Consider the following 3,616-nt stretch of genomic DNA (forward strand, 5'->3'; position numbering starts at 1 on the left):
GATCAACCCTGCTGCCTGGGAGTGGTACCACGAGCACATCGGCGGCGGCCGCTGCCCGATCGTCGACACCTTCTGGCAGACCGAGACCGGCGGCCACATGATCACGCCGCTGCCGGGCGCGACGCCGCTTGTGCCGGGCTCGTGCACGCTGCCGTTCCCCGGCATCATCGCCGCCGTCGTCGACGAGACCGGCAAGGACGTGCCGAACGGGCAGGGCGGCATCCTGGTCGTCAAGAAGCCGTGGCCGTCGATGATCCGCACCATCTACGGCGACCCGGAGCGCTTCAAGAAGAGCTACTACCCGGCCGACTTCCAGGGCCGCTACTACCTGGCCGGCGACGGTGCGATCCGCGACGAGAAGACCGGCTACTTCACGATCACCGGCCGCATCGACGACGTGCTGAACGTCAGCGGCCACCGCATGGGCACGATGGAGATCGAATCGGCGCTGGTGGGCTTCACCGACCTGGTGGCCGAAGCGGCGGTGGTCGGCCGCCCGGACGACACGACCGGCGAGGCGATCTGCGCGTTCGTCGTGCTGAAGCGCCCGCGTCCGAGCGGTGACGAAGCCAAGGCCATCGCGAAGCAGCTGCGCGACTGGGTCGGCAAGGAGATCGGCCCGATCGCGAAGCCGAAGGACATCCGCTTCGGCGACAACCTGCCGAAGACGCGCTCCGGCAAGATCATGCGCAGGCTGCTGCGCTCGGTGGCCAAGGGCGAGGCGGTGACGCAGGACACCAGCACGCTCGAAAATCCGGCGATCCTCGAGCAACTCGGCCAAGCCTACTGATCGGAAAAGACGAAGGCCCCGCAGGGGCCTTCTTCATCCAGCGGCCTCCGTGGAGCCGGCTTTGCCGGGCCACTGGAGGCGCCCCCTTGAGGGGGAGGGCGCGTCAGCGCCTTCGGGGGTGGGTCACTTCAAGCTCAGGATCCAGGTCACCAACTGCTTGGCCTCGGCGTCGGACACCTGCGTGTTCGCGGGCATCGGGACCGCGCCCCACACGCCGGCGCCGCCCTTGATCACCTTCGCCGACAGCTTGTCGACGGCGTCCTTCTGGCCGGCGTACTTCGCGGCGACCTCCTTGTAGGCCGGGCCGACCAGCTTCTTGTCGACGGCGTGGCAGGCCATGCAATTCTTCTTCTGCGCCAGCTCCGGGTTGGCGAAAGCCGGTGCGGCTGCCAGGGCGGAGAGGGCAACGATCAGCGAGAGCAGCGACTTCATGATTTCCTTCCGAAGGGGTGGGATACTGGAAACTCAACGAATTCTACGTGGCATGGTTGACCGTTGCCTCACGTAGGACAAGTCAAAAGATCGAGGGAAGCTCATGTATTTCGTCGTTTTGGGGGTGCTGCTGCTGGTGATGAAACTGGCCGAAGTGGGCCCGGCAGCCGAGTGGGGGTGGATCGCGATCCTGTGGCCCTTCGGCGCGGCCATTGCCTGGTGGATGTTTGCCGATGCGACCGGCTACACCAAGCGCAAGGAGATCGAGAAGATGGACGAGCGCGTCGCCAAGCGCCGCGAAGAAAGTCTCGCGAAGCTCGGCATGGACAAGCGCGGTCGCCGCAAGAAGCGGAAGGTGTGAGCCCCCCAGTCGCTGCGCTCCTGCCCMCAAGGGGCGCCACCCAGCGGCCCGGCAAAGCCGGTTCCGCGGGCGTTGCTTGATCGGTTGATCCTTTGCGCTGGCTTAATCCAGCTTGTCGAGCACCGCGCCCTGGCTGGCGCTGGCGGCATTCTTGAAGAACTTCGCCATCACGCCGCGCGTGTAGCGCGGCTTCGGCGGCGTCCAGGCGGCGCGGCGCTGCGCCAGCACCTCGTCGCTGACGTTCAACTGCAGCGTCAGCGTGTGGGCATCGATCGTGATCGAGTCGCCTTCATGCACCAGCGCGATGGTGCCGCCGGCGTAGGCCTCGGGCGCGACGTGCCCCACCACCATGCCCCAGGTGCCGCCGGAGAAGCGGCCGTCGGTGATCAGGCCGACCGATTCGCCCAGGCCCTGGCCGATCAGCGCGCCGGTCGGTGCCAGCATCTCGGGCATGCCCGGTCCGCCCTTCGGGCCAAGGTAGCGCAGCACCATCACGTCGCCGGCGACGATCTTGCGCGCCATGATCGCGGCCAGCGCCGACTGCTCGTCGTCGAACACCCGCGCCGGCCCGGTGATCACCGGGTTCTTCAGGCCGGTGATCTTCGCGACGCAGCCCTCGGGCGACAGGTTGCCCTTCAGGATCGCGAGGTGGCCCTCGGCGTACATCGGGTTGTCGATGGTGCGGATCACGTCCTGGTCGGCGCGCGGCACGTCGGGCACGTCGGCCAGGTTCTCGGCCACCGTCTTGCCGGTGATCGTCATGCAGTCGCCGTGCAGCAGCCCGGCCTTCAGCAGCACCTTCATCACCTGCGGGATGCCGCCGGCACGGTGCAGGTCGACCGCCAGGTACCTGCCCGAGGGCTTCAGGTCGCACAGCACCGGCACCTTGCGGCGCACGCGCTCGAAGTCGTCGATCGTCCAGTCGACGCCGGCCGCATGCGCGATCGCGAGGAAGTGCAGCACCGCATTCGTCGAGCCGCCGGTGGCCATGATCACCGCCACCGCGTTCTCGATCGATTTCTTCGTGACGATGTCGCGCGGCTTCAGGTCGGCCTTCACCGCCTCGACCAGCACGCGCGCCGCCGCCTTCGCGGTGTTGGCGGTCTCGTCGTGCGGGTTGGCCATCGTGCTGCTGAAGGGCAGGGCCATGCCCAGCGCCTCGAACGACGAGCTCATCGTGTTGGCGGTGTACATGCCGCCGCACGAGCCGCTGCCGGGGATCGCGCGGCGCTCGATCTCGCAGAAGTCTTCCTCGCTCATGTTGCCGGCGCTGAACTGGCCGACCGCCTCGAACACGCTGACGATGTTCAGGTCCTGGCCCTTGTAGCGCCCCGGCAGGATGGTGCCGCCGTAGACGTAGATCGCCGGCACGTTGGCGCGCAGCATGCCCATCATGCCGCCGGGCATGTTCTTGTCGCAGCCGCCGACCACCAGCACGCCGTCCATCCACTGGCCGCCGACGCAGGTCTCGATGCAGTCGGCGATCACCTCGCGCGACACCAGGCTGTACTTCATGCCCTCGGTGCCCATCGCCATGCCGTCGCTGATGGTCGGCGTGCCGAAGATCTGCGCGTTGCCGCCGGCCTCCTCGATGCCGGCCACCGCGGCGTCGGCCAGCTTCTGCAGGCCGGAGTTGCACGGCGTGATCGTCGAATGGCCGTTGGCCACGCCGATCATCGGCTTCTTGAAGTCGCCTTCCTGGTAGCCGAGCGCGTAGTACATCGAACGGTTCGGCGCGCGTGCGACGCCTTCGGTGATGTTCTTCGAACGGCGGTTGACGGGGCTGCTCATCGGGGTGTCTCCTGGCGGAATGCTCGGGGGGAGCGTGAGTATCGATCGCGTGCAGAATGTCGTCCAATATATCCAGCGTGGTGGATTGATATGTCTTGTGTATGAGTGACGAGCTGCGCATCGAGCTGCGCGCCTGGCGGCAGTTCCTGGTGCTGGCCGAGACGCTGCACTTCGGCCGCGCGGCGCAGCAGCTGAACATGACGCAGCCGCCGCTGACGCTCGCGATCCGGCAGATCGAGGCC

The 3,616-nt window shown here is 67.3% G+C and carries 5 protein-coding genes; 3 read left to right on the forward strand and 2 right to left on the reverse strand.

Annotation, left to right across the window (positions count from 1 at the left end; translation table 11 throughout):
• On the forward strand, positions 1-790 hold a 790-nt coding region (locus tag AC1D15_RS22280), incomplete at its 5' end, for an AMP-binding enzyme (RefSeq protein WP_477827682.1).
• Between the two features lie 123 nt (positions 791-913).
• Here AC1D15_RS22280 and AC1D15_RS22285 read toward each other — a convergent pair.
• Positions 914-1,222 carry a c-type cytochrome gene (locus AC1D15_RS22285; protein ID WP_047504343.1) on the reverse strand — a complete coding sequence of 103 codons (309 nt, stop codon included), beginning with the start codon at positions 1,220-1,222 and terminating at the stop codon, positions 914-916.
• 103 nt (positions 1,223-1,325) lie between these two features.
• Between AC1D15_RS22285 and AC1D15_RS22290 the strand changes: the two genes are divergently transcribed.
• Positions 1,326-1,583: a TIGR04438 family Trp-rich protein gene (locus AC1D15_RS22290; protein WP_465111905.1), complete on the forward strand. Its 258-nt coding sequence runs from the start codon at positions 1,326-1,328 to the stop codon at positions 1,581-1,583.
• Between the two features lie 102 nt (positions 1,584-1,685).
• Here the strand turns inward: AC1D15_RS22290 and ilvD are convergent, their stop codons facing one another.
• Positions 1,686-3,374 (reverse strand): dihydroxy-acid dehydratase, encoded by a 1,689-nt coding sequence (gene ilvD, locus AC1D15_RS22295; RefSeq protein ID WP_477827683.1) that lies wholly within the window; start codon positions 3,372-3,374, stop codon positions 1,686-1,688.
• Positions 3,375-3,475: 101 nt separating this feature from the next.
• Here ilvD and AC1D15_RS22300 point away from each other — a divergent pair.
• On the forward strand, positions 3,476-3,616 hold a 141-nt coding region (locus AC1D15_RS22300; RefSeq protein ID WP_477827684.1), incomplete at its 3' end, for a LysR family transcriptional regulator.

This window comes from Rhizobacter sp. P2_H2, from assembly GCF_056403375.1.

Excerpts from the sequence above, each read along its gene's own strand:
- AC1D15_RS22285 (WP_047504343.1), bottom strand. The coding sequence starts at position 1,222 with ATGAAGTCGCTGCTCTCGCTGATCGTTGCCCTCTCCGCCCTGGCAGCC.
- AC1D15_RS22290 (WP_465111905.1), top strand. The coding sequence starts at position 1,326 with ATGTATTTCGTCGTTTTGGGGGTGCTGCTGCTGGTGATGAAACTGGCC.
- ilvD (WP_477827683.1), bottom strand. The coding sequence starts at position 3,374 with ATGAGCAGCCCCGTCAACCGCCGTTCGAAGAACATCACCGAAGGCGTC.